The 14121-nt window shown below is 73.1% G+C and carries 11 protein-coding genes; 10 read left to right on the top strand and 1 reads right to left on the bottom strand.

The genetic code is table 11. The features are described 5' to 3' along the window. Window positions 1–24: 24 nt before the first annotated feature. The 3 genes from ACFYNO_RS20730 (at window position 25) to rpsD (ending at window position 3496) form a co-directional block, all read left to right on the top strand. Complete coding sequence (locus tag ACFYNO_RS20730) at window positions 25–1197, top strand: serine/threonine-protein kinase (protein WP_388014096.1); 1173 nt, start codon at window positions 25–27, stop codon at window positions 1195–1197. A 40-nt stretch (window positions 1198–1237) separates the two neighbouring features. Next, window positions 1238–2587 carry a replication-associated recombination protein A gene (locus ACFYNO_RS20725; RefSeq protein WP_388014093.1) on the top strand — a complete coding sequence of 450 codons (1350 nt, stop codon included), beginning with the start codon at window positions 1238–1240 and terminating at the stop codon, window positions 2585–2587. A gap of 294 nt (window positions 2588–2881) precedes the next feature. Further along, window positions 2882–3496 (top strand): 30S ribosomal protein S4, encoded by a 615-nt coding sequence (gene rpsD / locus ACFYNO_RS20720; protein ID WP_388014090.1) that lies wholly within the window; start codon window positions 2882–2884, stop codon window positions 3494–3496. 86 nt (window positions 3497–3582) lie between these two features. Here rpsD and ACFYNO_RS20715 read toward each other — a convergent pair whose 3' ends face one another. Beyond that, the gene (locus ACFYNO_RS20715) at window positions 3583–5724 is read right to left on the bottom strand and encodes an ATP-binding protein (RefSeq protein ID WP_388014087.1); all 2142 of its coding nucleotides are present in this window, start codon (window positions 5722–5724) and stop codon (window positions 3583–3585) included. Window positions 5725–5902: 178 nt separating this feature from the next. On the opposite strand from ACFYNO_RS20715, the gene ACFYNO_RS20710 reads away from it, so the two are divergent. The 7 genes from ACFYNO_RS20710 to ACFYNO_RS20680 all read left to right on the top strand — a co-directional run bounded on the left by ACFYNO_RS20710 (window position 5903) and on the right by ACFYNO_RS20680 (window position 14029). Then, complete coding sequence (locus ACFYNO_RS20710; RefSeq protein WP_388014084.1) at window positions 5903–6379, top strand: DUF948 domain-containing protein; 477 nt, start codon at window positions 5903–5905, stop codon at window positions 6377–6379. 6 nt (window positions 6380–6385) lie between these two features. Continuing rightward, window positions 6386–6781 (top strand): DUF6167 family protein, encoded by a 396-nt coding sequence (locus ACFYNO_RS20705; RefSeq protein WP_388014081.1) that lies wholly within the window; start codon window positions 6386–6388, stop codon window positions 6779–6781. A gap of 15 nt (window positions 6782–6796) precedes the next feature. Continuing rightward, the gene (alaS, locus tag ACFYNO_RS20700) at window positions 6797–9484 is read left to right on the top strand and encodes an alanine--tRNA ligase (protein WP_388014078.1); all 2688 of its coding nucleotides are present in this window, start codon (window positions 6797–6799) and stop codon (window positions 9482–9484) included. Beyond that, window positions 9484–9957: a Holliday junction resolvase RuvX gene (ruvX, locus tag ACFYNO_RS20695; protein WP_388014075.1), complete on the top strand. Its 474-nt coding sequence runs from the start codon at window positions 9484–9486 to the stop codon at window positions 9955–9957. The genes alaS and ruvX overlap by 1 nt, the downstream gene beginning before the upstream one ends. 97 nt (window positions 9958–10054) lie before the next feature. Then, window positions 10055–11227 (top strand): endolytic transglycosylase MltG, encoded by a 1173-nt coding sequence (gene mltG / locus ACFYNO_RS20690; protein ID WP_388014072.1) that lies wholly within the window; start codon window positions 10055–10057, stop codon window positions 11225–11227. 151 nt (window positions 11228–11378) lie between these two features. Beyond that, window positions 11379–13181, top strand: coding sequence for an endolytic transglycosylase MltG (gene mltG, locus ACFYNO_RS20685; RefSeq protein WP_388014069.1), 1803 nt, complete (start codon window positions 11379–11381; stop codon window positions 13179–13181). Window positions 13182–13201: 20 nt separating this feature from the next. Then, window positions 13202–14029, top strand: a complete 828-nt coding sequence (locus tag ACFYNO_RS20680) for a shikimate dehydrogenase (RefSeq protein ID WP_388014066.1) — start codon at window positions 13202–13204, stop codon at window positions 14027–14029. Window positions 14030–14121 lie beyond the last annotated feature (92 nt).

The raw sequence follows: 14121 nt of genomic DNA, 5'->3' as shown, positions 1-14121 counted from the left end.
CAACTGCGGTACGGGGGAGGACGCATGGAGCCGCTGCTCGCCGGGGATCCGACGGTGGTCGGGCCCTACCAGGTGCTGCGCCGGCTGGGCGCGGGCGGGATGGGGCAGGTCTACCTCGGGCGCAGCCGGGGCGGGCGGGCCGTGGCGATCAAGCGGATCAAGGGGGACGTGGCCGACCCCGAGTTCCGGATCCGGTTCCGGCGCGAGGTGGCCGCCGTCCAGCGGGTGGGCAAGGACTGGACGGCCGCGGTGCTGGACGCGGACAGCGAGGCGCCCGAGCCCTGGGTGGCGACGGTCTTCATCCCCGGCCTCTCGCTGCAGGAGGCGGTGGCGGGCTTCGGCCCGCTGGCGGAGCGGGACGTGCTGGCGCTGGCCGCCGGGCTGGCGGAGTCGCTGGCCTGGGTGCACGCCCGCGGGCTGATCCACCGGGACATCAAGCCGGGCAACGTGATGCTCTCCGCCAAGGGCCCGCAGCTGATCGACTTCGGCATCGCCCGGGCGATGGACGGCAGCGCCACCACCGGGCTCACCCAGTCCGGGGTGCTGATCGGCACGCTCGGCTTCATGTCGCCCGAGCAGGTGCAGGGCCAGGAGCTCGGCGGGCCCTCGGACGTGTTCCAGCTCGGCGCGGTGCTGTTCTACGCGGCGACCGGCCGGGGCCCGTTCACGGGGGCGAACACGGCGAACGTGATCTTCCGGACGCTGCAGGAGGAGCCCGACCTCGGCGCACTGCAGGGCCCGCTGCGCCAGCTCGTGACGGCCTGCCTGGCGAAGGACCCGGCCCGGCGGCCGACGCCCGCGCAGCTCGCCGCCTGGCTGGCGCCGCAGGGCGCGGCCGCGCTGCGGACGCAGCAGGGGTGGCTGGGGGAGCGGCTGCTGCGGGAGATCCTGGGGCGTGCCACCGAGGTGATCGAGCTGGAGGTGGCGGCCTCCGTCCCGGACACCCAGCGGCTCGGGCCCACCGACGCGCCACCCGCCTTCGTGCCGCCGCCGGTGCCGACGTACGTCCCCTCCCGGGTGGACGCCGTGCCCGTGCCCGCCCACCTGGACGCCGTGCCCGGGCCTTCGTACGCCCCGAACCCGCCGGCCGAGCCGCCGGAGGAGAGCGAGGCGCGGATCTGGTTCAAGCTGATCGGCACCGTGCTGCTGATGTCCGTCTTCATCGGGCTCGTGATCCTGGTGCTCGCCCAGTTCTGACCGCGGCCGCCCTGTCGGTCCCGCGCATTAGGGTGGCGGGGTGGACGAACCGGACCTCTTCACCGCCGCCGCCGAGCAGCACCAGGCCGCCGAGCCCGGCCGGGCGCCGTTGGCCGTGCGGATGCGGCCGCGCACCCTGGACGAGGTGGCGGGGCAGCGGCAGCTGCTGAAGGACGGGTCGCCGCTGCGGCGGCTGGTGGGCGGCTCCAGCGGGCCGGCCGCGACCAGTTCGGTGATCCTCTGGGGCCCGCCCGGGACGGGCAAGACCACGCTGGCGCACGTGATCAGCCAGGCCGTGCAGGGGCGGTTCGTCGAGCTGTCCGCGATCACCGCCGGGGTCAAGGAGGTGCGCGCCGTGATCGAGGGCGCCCGCCGGGCGGTGGCGATGAGCGGCAAGGAGACGGTGCTCTTCCTGGACGAGATCCACCGCTTCTCCAAGGCCCAGCAGGACTCGCTGCTGCCCGCCGTGGAGAACCGCTGGGTCACCCTGATCGCCGCCACCACCGAGAACCCGTACTTCTCGGTGATCTCCCCGCTGCTCTCCCGCTCGCTGCTGCTCACCCTGCAGTCGCTGACCGACGAGGACGTGCGGGCTCTGCTGCGCCGCGCGGTGGCCGACGAGCGCGGGCTGAACGGCGAGGTGGCACTGGGCGAGGAGGCCGAGGACCACCTGGTGCGGCTGGCCGGCGGCGACGCCCGGCGGGCGCTGACCACGCTGGAGGCGGCGGCCGGCGCGGCGATCGAGCAGGGCCTGCCGGAGATCACCCTCGCGGTCACCGAGACCGCGGTGAACCAGGCGGCCGTGCGCTACGACAAGGACGGCGACCAGCACTACGACGTGGCCAGCGCGCTGATCAAGTCGATCCGCGGCAGCGACGTGGACGCCACCCTGCACTACCTGGCCCGGATGATCGAGGCGGGGGAGGACCCGCGGTTCATCGCCCGCCGGCTGATGATCTCGGCCAGCGAGGACATCGGCCTGGCCGACCCGACGGCCCTGTCCACCGCGGTGGCGGCGGCCCAGGCGGTGGCGCTGATCGGCTTCCCGGAGGCCCGGATCATCCTCAGCCAGGCCGCCATCGCGCTCGCCCTGGCCCCGAAGTCGAACGCCGCCTACCTGGCGATCGACGCCGCCCTGGCCGACGTCCGCCAGGGCCTGGCCGGGGCGGTGCCCCCGCACCTGCGGGACGGCCACTACGGCGGCGCCGCCAAGCTGGGCCACGGCAAGGGCTACCAGTACCCGCACGACCTGCCCGGCTCGATCGCCGCCCAGCAGTACGCGCCGGACGAGATCCACGGCAAGGAGTACTACCAGCCGACCCGGAACGGCGGCGAGGCCCGCTACGCGGACGTGGTGGAGTGGACCCGGGGGCGGCTCAGGGGGCACTGAGCACCCGGTATACTCGCTCGAAGTGCCATGTCCCGGGTCCGGCAGCCGCAGTGCTGACCGGCCGCACCAGCGGGGCACCGGCCCGTGGACCCGCCTCCGGGCGGGACCACCAGGAGCGTCGCGCACCGTCTTCGGTGTCACGGACCACCAAGTGATCCGTGTGCAAGCACTTTCGTGCCCGGCTCCGGGGAGCGGCTGACCGCCCAGTGGGCGGTTTTCCCCGGGTCGCGACAGGCGACCTCCGTCAACACCTGGTGACAGCCGTATTCACAGAACGAAAGAGGTTCCGGTTCCATGGCGAACCAGAAGCGCCCGAAGGTCAAGATCGCTCGCGCTCTTGGCGTTCCGCTGACCCCGAAGTCCGTCAAGTACTTCGAGGCCCGCCCGTACCCGCCCGGCCAGCACGGCCGTGGCCGCAAGCAGAACTCGGACTACAAGGTCCGTCTGCTCGAGAAGCAGCGTCTGCGCGCCCAGTACGACCTGAGCGAGAAGCAGATGGCCCGCGCCTTCGACCGTGCCCGCAAGGCCGAGGGCAAGACCGGTGAGGTGCTGGTCGCCGAGCTCGAGACCCGTCTCGACGCTCTGGTGCTGCGTTCGGGCATCGCCCGGACCATCTACCAGGCCCGCCAGATGGTCGTGCACGGTCACATCCAGGTCAACGGTGGCAAGGTCAACAAGCCGTCGTTCCAGATGAAGCCGGGCTACGTCGTCACGGTCAAGGACAAGTCCAAGGAGAAGGTCCCGTTCCAGGTCGCCCGTGAGGGTGGCTACGCGGGCGAGGGCCAGACCCCGAAGTACCTCGAGGTCAACCTCAAGGCGCTGGCCTTCCGCCTGGACCGCATGCCGCAGCGTCGTGAGGTCCCCGTGATCTGCGACGAGCAGCTGGTCGTCGAGTACTACTCGCGTTGATCCGCGGGTAGCGCACTCAGCGCTCAGGGCCCCCGCCGCCGGTTCGCCGGCGGCGGGGGCCTGCCGCTTTCCCGGGCGGGCGGCGGTCAGATGGTCCGCCGGCCCAGCAGCACGCAGGCCGGCTCCCCGGCCGCGGCCGGCTCCTCGCCGAGCGCCCGGCGCACCGCGGCGGGCAGGTCCAGCGCCGTGCCGCGGTCGAAGGCGTCGGCGAACTCCGCCTCGGTCAGCCCCGCCCGGGCCCGGGCCGCGCAGTCGTGGTGGGTCGCGTTGAAGCCCGCCGAGCCGAACAGCGGCACCCCGACGCCCTGCCAGATCCGGTGCGCCGCCCCCTGCAGCAGCCGGGCCTCCAGCAGTTCGCCGCGCTCGGTCTCCAGCAGCGCCAGCAGCTCCAGGCCGAGCACGATGCCGACCAGGTCGCGGAAGCCGAAGTGCAGCCGCACGCTCTCCCGGGCGAAGGCCCGGGCCTGCCGCACCTCGCCGGCCAGCCAGCAGGAGTAGGCACGCGCGTAGAGCCCGTACGCGTAGGCCCACTGCTCGCCGTGCTCCTCGCAGACCGCCCGGACCCGGGTCATGCACTCCTCGGCCTCGGCCGACTCGCCCTGGAAGAGGTGGGCCAGGCCGAGTTCGAAGACCGCCATCAGCACGTTGCTGTTGAGCTCGCCGACCGCCTCGTAGCGGTCCAGCGCCTCCTGGAAGAGCTCGGCGGCCCGGGCCGGCTCGTCGCCGATCAGCGCCGCGCAGCCCAGCCGGTGCAGGGCGTAGGCCAGCGCCCGGTCGTCGCCGTCGGCCAGCGCCTGGCGGCGGCACTCCTCCAGCAGCGGCAGCGCCCGGGCCCGGTCGCCCTGGAGGATCGCGGTGTAGCCGGTCACCCAGAGCGCCTTGGCCCGCACGTCGGTCGGGGTGCGGTCCAGCGCCAGCGCCCGCTCCAGCCAGTGCCGGCCCTCGCCCAGGTGCCCGCAGCCGACCCAGAAGTACCAGAGGGTGCCGGCCAGCAGCAGCGCCGACTGCTCCTCGCCCGGCTCGCCGAGGCAGAACTCCAGCGCGGCCCGCAGGTTGCTGTGCTCCAGCGCGGTGCGCTCGGCGGTCTCGGCCTGCCGGGGGCCGAACCACTCCAGCTCGCCCCAGGTGGCCAGGCCCAGGTACCAGTCGCGGTGCCGGCGGCGCAGCCGGTACTCGGCGCCGCTGCCGCGCAGCCAGCCCGCGCCGTAGTCCCGCAGGGTGTCCAGCAGCCGGTAGCGGACGGTGCCCCAGGGCTCGCAGCCGCCCCCCTCCGGCCCGGCCACCCGCAGCAGCACCGACTTGGCGACCAGCTCGCCGATCAGGTCGAGCACCTGGTCGGGCTCGATGCCCTCGCCCGCGCACACGTGTTCGGCGGCCTCCAGGTCGAAGTCGCCCGCGAAGACCGAGAGCCGGGACCAGAGCAAACGTTCCTGCATGGTGCAGAGCTCGTGGCTCCAGCCGATCGCGGTGCGCAGCGTGCGGTGTCTGGGCGGTGCGCCGCGCTCGCCGCCGGTCAGCAGTTCGAAGCGGTCGTCCAGCCGCAGCGCGATCTGCCGCATCGACAGCGCCCGCAGCCGGCCCGCCGCCAGCTCCAGCGCCAGCGGGATGCCGTCCAGCCGCCGGCAGAGTGCCACCGCCTCGGCCCGCTGCTGCTCGGTGCGGAGCGCGAAGCCCGGCACCACCGCCGCCGCCCGGTCGGCGAAGAGCCGCACCGCCTCCGGCAGCACCCCCGGCGGCGCGGCCACCGCCAGCGGCGCCACCGGCAGCAGGTGCTCCCCGCCGATCCGCAGCGCCTCCCGGCTGGTCGCCAGCACCCGCAGCCGGGGCAGCGCCCGCAGCAGCGCCCCGGCCACCTCCGCGCAGGCGGCCACCAGGTGCTCGCAGCCGTCCAGCACCAGCAGCAGCCGGCGGTCGGCCAGCTGCTCCACCAGCACGTCCAGCGGGGGACGCGCCGTGCCGTCGGTCAGACCCAGCGCGGCCAGCACCGCGTGCCCGAGCAGCACCGGGTCGTGCAGCTCGCCGACCTCGACCAGGAAGGCCTCCTCGGCCGCCACCGCCGCCGCCCGCAGCGCCAGCCGGGTCTTGCCGACCCCGCCCGGCCCGGTCACGGTGACCAGCCGGGGGCCGGTCAGCAGGGCCGCGAGCGCCGCGAGTTCGGCGTGCCGCCCGGTGAAGCTGGTCAGTTCCGCGGGCAGGTTCCCGCGCCACACCGTGCTCTGCCGTTCCACCGGTCCTCCAGGCTCCCTGGGCACGCCGACCGGTGCCCCGGGCGGCCCAACGAGGTGACCAGCCGGTAGGTTACGCGGGTCGACCCGCGCGCCCACGGGCTCCACCGGGGCATTAACCGGCCCGGCTGAGGTCCGGGGCGCGATAGGGTTCCGTCTGAGGAGTGGAAGGGAGCGCGCGGTGTCCGTCTCAGAGCTGGCCGGGCTGCTGGTGGCCGTCGGCTGGGTGGTCCTGGTGACGCTGCTCGCCGTCGTCCTGGTCCGCCTCGCCAAGGTGTTGAAGGAGGCGACGGTGCTGGTCGGCGCCGTCACCGAGCAGGCCGTGCCGCTGCTGCACGAGGCCGGCGAGGCGGTGCGCAGCGCCCAGGAGCAGTTGGTCCGGGTGGACGACATCACGGCCAACGTGCAGGACGCCGCCGCCAACGCCAACGCCCTCTCCTCCACCGTCGCCGCCACCCTCGGCGGCCCGCTGGTCAAGATGGCGGCCTTCAGCTACGGCGTGCGCAAGGCGGTCAGCCGCCAGCAGGGCGGGCTGACGCTGCCTCAGCAGAGCGCCGAGCGCGAGGAGCTGGCCCGGCTGATCCGGGCCGAGGTCCGCGCCGCCACCGCCCCCCGCGGCGGCCTGCTCGCCCGGGTCCGCCGAGCCGTGAAGGGCTGACGCACCGTGGTACGACGCATCTTCTGGATGACGGTCGGCGCCGGAGCCGCCGTCTGGGCCATGAACAAGGCCAACGAGGCCAGCCGCCGACTCACCCCGGACAGCCTCTCCGGCACCGCCGCGCGCGGTGCGCTGCGGCTCGGCGACGCCGCCCGGCAGTTCGCCAAGGACGTGCAGGCCGGCATGGCCGAGCGCGAGGAGCAGCTGCGGGCCGACCTCGGGCTGGACGGCACCGCGGTGGTCGAGCCCGCCCGCCGCCGTCCGCTGACCGGCCGAGCTATCAAGGCGGCCCCCGGAGCACCCCGGTCGGCCGCCCTGCCCCCGTCGCGCAGCACCCCCACCCCCCAGATCATCGCGTCAACGCCCCGCCAGCTGGAACAGCGCCGGGGCCAGCACCCTTAACCGGAAGGACCACTCATGGAGTCGGCAGAGATCCGCCGCCGCTGGCTGCGCTTCTTCGAGGAGCGCGGCCACACCGTCGTTCCCTCGGCGTCCCTGGTCGCCGACGACCCCACCCTGCTGCTGGTCAACGCCGGCATGGTGCCGTTCAAGCCGTACTTCCTCGGTGAGGTGAAGCCGCAGTTCTCGCGGGCCACCAGCGTCCAGAAGTGCGTGCGCACGCTGGACATCGAGGAGGTCGGCAAGACCACCCGGCACGGCTCGTTCTTCCAGATGTGCGGCAACTTCTCCTTCGGCGACTACTTCAAGGAAGGCGCCATCAAGTTCGCCTGGGAGCTGCTGACCACCCCGGTGGCGGACGGCGGCTACGGGCTGGAGCAGGAGAAGCTCTGGATCACCGTCTACCAGGACGACGACGAGGCCGAGCAGATCTGGCGCGAGGTCATCGGCGTGCCCGCCGAGCGGATCCAGCGCCTGGGCATGAAGGACAACTTCTGGTCGATGGGCGTGCCCGGCCCGTGCGGCCCGTGCTCGGAGATCAACTACGACCGCGGCCCCGCCTACGGTGAGGAGGGCGGCCCGGCGGTCAACGGCGAGCGCTACCTGGAGATCTGGAACCTGGTCTTCATGCAGTACGAGCGCGGCCACGGCGACGGCAAGGACGGCTTCGAGATCCTCGGCGACCTGCCGAGCAAGAACATCGACACCGGCCTGGGCCTGGAGCGGCTGGCGGCGATCCTGCAGGACGTCGACAACCTCTTCGAGATCGACACCAGCCGGATGATCCTGGACCGGGCGGCCGAGCTGACCGGCCACCGCTACGGCGCCGACCACAAGTCCGACGTCTCGCTGCGCGTGGTCACCGACCACATCCGCACCGCGCTGATGCTGGTCGGCGACGGCGTCACCCCCGGCAACGAGGGCCGCGGCTACGTGCTGCGCCGGATCCTGCGCCGGGCGATCCGCAACATGCGGCTGCTGGGCGCCACCGAGCCGGTGGCCAAGGAGCTGATCGACGTCTCGATCAAGGCGATGGCCCCGCAGTACCCGGAGCTGGAGACCGACCGCAAGCGGATCGAGACGGTGGTCGTCGCCGAGGAGGTCGCCTTCCTGCAGACCCTGCGCTCCGGCACCAACCTGCTGGACGCCGCGGTCACCGAGGCCAAGCAGGCCGGCCACGCCGCGCTCGGCGGCGACCAGGCGTTCAAGCTGCACGACACCTACGGCTTCCCGATCGACCTGACCCTGGAGATGGCCGAGGAGCAGGGCCTCGCCGTCGACGAGGCGGGCTTCCGCCGGCTGATGCAGGAGCAGCGGGACCGGGCCAAGGCGGACGCCAAGGCGAAGAAGATGGGCCACGCCGACGTGGCGGCCTACCGCGAGGTGGCCGACCGGGCCGGCGCCAGCGTCTTCACCGGCTACACCGCCACCGAGGGCGAGGCCACCGTGGTCGGCCTGCTGGTGAACGGCGTGCCCGCGCCGGCCGCCACCGAGGGCGACGAGGTCGAGCTGATCCTGGACCGCACCCCGTTCTACGCCGAGGGCGGCGGCCAGCTCGCCGACCACGGCCGGATCCGGCTGGACTCCGGCGCGGTGGTCGAGGTGCGTGACGTGCAGCAGCCGGTGCCGGGCGTGGTGGTGCACTCCGGCGGGGTGCTCTTCGGCGAGGTGGTGCTCGGCGCCTCCGCGTACGCGACGATCGACATCGACCGCCGCCGCGCCGTCTCCCGGGCGCACTCGGCCACCCACCTGACCCACCAGGCGCTGCGCGACGCGCTCGGCCCGACGGCCGCGCAGGCCGGTTCGGAGAACGCGCCCGGCCGGTTCCGCTTCGACTTCGGCTCGCCCGCCGCCGTGCCCGGCAGCGTGCTGACCGACGTGGAGCAGAAGATCAACGAGGTGCTGGTCCGCGAGCTGGACGTCACCGCCGAGGTGATGACCATGGACGAGGCCCGCAAGCAGGGCGCCATCGCCATGTTCGGCGAGAAGTACGGCGACCAGGTGCGGGTGGTGACCATCGGCGACTTCTCCAAGGAGCTGTGCGGTGGCACCCACGTCGGCAACACCGCCCAGCTGGGCCTGGTGAAGCTGCTCGGCGAGTCCTCGATCGGCTCCGGCGTGCGCCGGGTGGAGGCGCTGGTGGGCGTGGACGCCTACAAGTTCCTGGCCCGCGAGCACACCGTGGTGGCCCAGCTGACCGAGCTGGTCAAGGGCCGTCCGGAGGAGCTGCCGGAGAAGATCTCCGGGATGCTCGCCAAGCTCAAGGACGCCGAGAAGGAGATCGAGAAGTTCCGCGCCGAGAAGGTGCTGGCGGCCGCGGCCGGTCTGGCCGAGGGCGCCGAGGACGTCCGGGGCGTGGCGCTGGTCGCCGCCCGGCTGGCCGACGGCACCGGGGCGGACGAGCTGCGCAAGCTGGTCCTCGACGTGCGCAACCGGCTCGCCAGCTCAACAAATTGGGGGGGCCGCCCGGCCGTGGTCGCGGCCTTCACGGTGGCCAACGGCCGTCCGCTGACCGTGATCGCCACCAACGAGGACGCGCGCTCGCGCGGCATCAAGGCCGGTGAGCTGGTCCGCACCGCGGCCAAGCAGCTCGGCGGCGGCGGTGGCGGCAAGGACGACGTGGCGCAGGGCGGCGGCACCGACCCGGCCGCGGTCGGCGAGGCGATCGAGGCCGTGCGGGCGCTGGTCGCGGAGCGCGCCAGTTGATGGAGGACCGTGTCTGGCGCCGGGGCCGGCGGATCGCCGTCGACGTCGGTGACGCCCGGATCGGGGTCGCGTCCTGCGACCCCGACGGGCTGATCGCCACCCCGGTGGAGACGGTGCCGGCCGGCGGCAAGGCGCCGGCCCGGCTGAAGCAGATCGTGGAGGAGTACGACGCCATCGAGGTGGTGGTCGGCCTGCCCTGCTCGCTGAGCGGCAAGGAGGGGCCGGCCTCCGCCAAGGTGCGGGCCTGGGCCGGGCGGTTCGCCACGCTGGTCGCGCCGGTGCCGGTGCGGCTGGTGGACGAGCGGATGACCACGGTCACCGCGGCCGCCGGCATGCGGGCCTCCGGGGTGAAGGCCAAGAAGGGCCGCTCGGCGATCGACCAGGCCGCCGCCGTGGTGATCCTCCAGGCGGCGCTGGAGACCGAACGGGTGAGCGGTCGGGCGCCCGGCGAGAGTGTCGACCCGATCAGCTGATCATCGTGTCCTAGCCTGCGGTGCGAAGGGGCCCGTCCGGATGGAGTCCGGGCGGGCCCTGCCGCGCAGTCCCTTCCGGACGGATCGCAGGTGAGCGATGGACCACGACGCCGTGCCCGGGCTCACCCCGGGCCACCTGGGCGCGCCGGTGCAGGAGCCGCCCCCCGGCGAGCCGCCGGTGCCCCGGCGGCTGCCGCCGCTCAACCGCACGGGGCTGGCCTGCTCGCTCACCCTGCTGCTGCTCGTGCTGCTGGCCGGCGGGTTCGTGCTGACGGTCCAGCAGCTGTACGGCGCGGTGGCCCACCAGGGCCCGCGCCCGCCCGCCGACTTCGCGGGCGGCGGCAGCGGGGCGGCCGTGCAGGTCTCGGTGCCGCAGGGCGCCAGCCTGACCAGGATCGGCCAGCTGCTGCACGACAACGGGGTGGTGGCCAGCGTCAAGGCGTTCACCACGGCGGCCGGCGGCGCCACCGACCGGATCCAGCCCGGCACCTACGCGCTCAAGCACCGGATGTCGGCCGCCGCCGCGCTGGGCGTGCTCGGCGATCCGGCCAACGCCAACGCGCTCACCGTGCCCGAGGGCTGGCGGGCCAGCCAGGTGTACACGGCGATCGACCAGCGGCTCTCGCTGCCGGCCGGCACCGCCCAGCGCACCGCGACCGAGCACGCGGGCGAGCTGGGCCTGCCGGACTACGCCCAGGGCAACCCCGAGGGCCTGCTCTACCCCGCCACCTACAGCGTCACCGGGGAGAGCAACCCGCTGGACCTGCTGAAGCAGATGGTGCACCGGGCCGGCACCGAGTTCACCGCCAGCGGCCTGGACCAGGGCGCGCCCGGGCAGCTGACGCCCTACCAGGTGCTGGTGGTGGCCAGCCTGGTCCAGGGCGAGTCGGACAACGCCGACGACATGGCCAAGGTGGCCCGGGTGGTCTACAACCGGCTGGCCCAGGGCATGCCGCTGCAGTTCGACTCCACCATCAACTACGCGCTCGGCCGCACCACGCTGCACACCTCGGTCACCGACACCCAGCTCGACTCGCCGTTCAACACCTACCGGGTGACCGGCCTGCCGCCCACCCCGATCGACAACCCCGGGCGGATGGCGCTGGACGCCGCGCTGGACCCGGCGCCGGGCGACTGGCGGTACTTCGTGACCGTCCGCCCCGGAGACACCAGGTTCACGGACAGTGAGGAGCAGCAGCGCCGCAACGTCGACGAGTTCAACGCGTACCAGGCGAGCCACGGCGGATCCGCGAGTCCGAGCGGGCACTGAGGGCGAACACGGGAATGTGGGCCGTACCCTGCGGTACGGTAACGTCTCCCCTCAGGCGTCGCGCTAGCACGCCGGTTCGAGGTGGTTCCGGGACACCGTCCCGGACGGTCGGTCCGATCAACCGACCGTCTCCGTTGGCCTAAGGGAATCGATGACTGATCTGGGTCGGGGCTACGGCTCCCAGCCGTGGCACCCCGGTGATCCCGGTTACGCTGAGCAGTCGCAGCAGCAGCACCAGCAGCACCCGCAGGGTGGCGCTGAGCAGCAGCAGTACGTGCAGCAGCCGGACCAGTACGGCCAGTACCCGGCCCAGGGCGTCGACGGTTACGGTCAGCAGGGCTACGACCCTTACGGTCAGCAGCAGTGGCAGCAGCAGGGTTACGACCCGTATGCGCAGCAGCAGCAGGGTTACGAGCAACAGCAGCAGGGCTACCCGCAGCAGCAGGGCTACGAGCAGCAGGCCGGCTACCCGCAGCAGCAGATGCCCCAGCAGATGCCTCAGCAGATGCCGATGCAGCATCAGATGCAGCAGCCCATGCAGCCGGTCCAGCAGCAGCCGGTGCCCCAGCAGATGCAGCAGCCCGCGCAGCCCGTCGCGCCCGAGCCGGCCGCCCCGCACCCGGGCGGCCCCGGCCCCGACGGCATCGACTGGGAGGCCGAGGCCGCCGCCCTCGACAACCCGCAGCCCGAGACCGGCCCCGCCGCCGAGGACGAGTACGCCGAGGACCTCTACACCGAGGACGAGGAGTACACCGACGAGGAGTACGCCGAGGGCGAGTACGAGGACGGCGAGTACGCGGAGGACGGCTCCTTCCTCGGCAGCCGGGACGACAGCGACGAGGCCAAGGCCAAGCGGAAGGCCAAGGGCAAGCGCTCCGGCTTGCGCAACGGCGGCGCCTGCCTGACTGCCGCCGCCGTGCTGCTGGCCGCCGTCGGCGGTGCCGGCTGGTGGGGGTACGGCTTCTACAAGAGCCACTTCGGCCCGCCGCCGGACTTCGCCGGCGACGGCAGCGGCGCCGTGACCATCGAGATCAAGGACAACTCCACCGGCACCGACATGGGCCTGCTGTTGCAGAAGGCCGACGTGGTGAAGAGCTCCGCGGCCTTCGTGTCGGCCTACGGCAAGAACCCCAAGGGCATCACCATCCAGGCCGGCACCTACACCATGCGGCACGAGATGTCGGCGGCCTCCGCCGTGCAGCTGCTGGTGGACTCCAACGGCGGCAACGCGTTGATCATCCCGGAGGGCCTGCGGGCCGCCGAGATCTACGCCAAGATCGACACCAAGCTGAAGCAGCAGCCGGGCACCACCGCCAACGTGGCCAAGACCCAGGTGGGCAGCCTCGGCCTGCCGGCCTACGCCAACAACACCATCGAGGGCTTCCTCTTCCCGATGAAGTACTCGATCACCGACGGCGAGCAGCCGGCCGACGTGCTCAAGGAGATGATCGCCGCCGCCACCCAGCACTACCAGGAGCTCAACCTGGACGCGGGTGCGCAGAAGATCGGCCTCAAGAGCGGCTACGAGGTGATCGCCGAGGCGAGCATCCTGCAGCGCGAGGGCAACAACGACAACGACTTCGGCAAGATCGCCCGGGTGCTCTACAACCGCCTGAACACCACGGCCACCCAGGGCAAGCTGCAGCTCGACACCACGCTGCAGTACCAGCTCGGCCGGACCAACTTCACCGACGCCGAGCGCAACTCCAACACCCCGTACAACACCTACGTGAACAAGGGCCTGCCGCCGACCCCGATCTCCAACCCGGGCGACGCGGCGATCCAGGCCGTGCTCAACCCGACGCCGGGCGACTGGGTCTACTTCGTCGCGGTCTCGCCCACCGAGACCCGCTTCTCGAACAACTTCGACCAGTTCAAGAAGGACGTCAAGGACTACTGCACGGCCAACGGCCAGGGCTTCGACGAGAAGCAGGGCACCTGCAAGACCACCTGACATCCCGAGAGAGGTCACCCATGCCCCACCGCGCAGCCGTGCTCGGCTCGCCGATCGCGCACTCGCTCTCCCCGGTGCTGCACAACGCCGGGTACGCCGCCCTCGGGCTGGACGCGTGGGAGTACAGGCGGTTCGAGGTGGACGAGGCGGGGCTGCCCGGGTTCGTCGGCGGGCTGGACCCGGAGCGGGACGGCTGGGCGGGCTTCTCGCTCACCATGCCGCTCAAGCGGGCCGTGATACCCCTGCTCGACGAGGTGAGCGAGGCGGCGCTGGCCGTGGACGCCGTGAACACCCTGGTCTTCGAGGCCGACGGCCGCCGCACCGGCGACAACACCGACGTGCCGGGCCTGGTCGCGGCGCTGCGCGAGCGCGGCATCGAGCGGGTGGAGCGGGCCGCGGTGCTGGGCGCCGGCGCCACCGCCTCCTCGGCGCTGGCCGCGCTGGCCCAGCTGACCGACGGCCCGGTCACGGTCTACCTGCGCAGCCCCGAACGGGCCAAGGAGATGCGGGAGTTGGGGGAGCGGCTGGGGCTCGCGGTAGAGCCGGCCGACTGGGCGGACGGCGCGGCGGCGCTGGCGGCGCCGCTGACCGTCTCCACCACGCCGGTGGGCGCCACCGATGCGTTCGCGGAGCGGCTCCCGGCCGCCCCCGGCGCGCTCTTCGACGTGCTCTACCACCCCTGGCCCACCCCGCTGGCCGCCGCCTGCGCGGCCCGCGGCGCCACCGTGCTGGGCGGGCTCGACCTGCTGGTGCACCAGGCGGTGCTGCAGTTCGAGCGGTTCACCGGCGTGCCGCAGGGGCCGCTGGCGGCGATGCGCGAGGCGGGCGAGGCGGCGCTGCGGGGTTAGTAATCCGAACGCCTACGGCGGCACCCTGACGGGTAGAAAATCCGCTGGGGCGTCCGGCTGACGTCGTTCCGGCTTGGCGCCATCCGAGCCCG

The sequence above is a fragment of the Kitasatospora sp. NPDC006697 genome, assembly GCF_042869935.1.
Lineage (GTDB): Bacteria > Actinomycetota > Actinomycetes > Streptomycetales > Streptomycetaceae > Kitasatospora.
The sequence above is the reverse complement of the archived record's forward strand: the minus strand, read 5'-3'. Positions and strand labels throughout refer to the sequence as shown.